Genomic DNA, 320 nt, shown 5'->3' on the forward strand with positions numbered 1-320 from the left:
ATTATGGATACCTGGTGGCAAACGGAGAACGGCGGTATTTTGATTACTCCACTGCCGGGAGCCACGGATTTGAAGCCGGGTTCTGCCACTCGTCCTTTCTTCGGTATTCAGCCGGCATTAGTCGACAGCGAAGGCAACCTTCAGGAAGGCGAAGCGGAAGGTGGTCTGGTGATTAAAGATTCCTGGCCGGGTCAAATGCGGACACTGTGGGGTGACCACGAGCGCTTTGAGCAAACCTATTTCTCTACCTTTAAAGGTATGTACTTCAGCGGCGACGGCGCACGCCGTGATGCTGATGGTTACTACTGGATAACCGGTCG

At 53.8% G+C, this 320-nt stretch carries 1 pseudogene; it reads left to right on the forward strand.

Annotated elements, in window-relative coordinates:
• Nucleotides 1–320, forward strand: a pseudogene (locus B3180_RS06985) (AMP-binding protein); the annotation flags it as partial.

The sequence above is a fragment of the Idiomarina sp. UBA4206 genome (genome assembly GCF_002383015.1).
In the GTDB taxonomy this organism is placed as follows: domain Bacteria; phylum Pseudomonadota; class Gammaproteobacteria; order Enterobacterales; family Alteromonadaceae; genus Idiomarina; species Idiomarina abyssalis.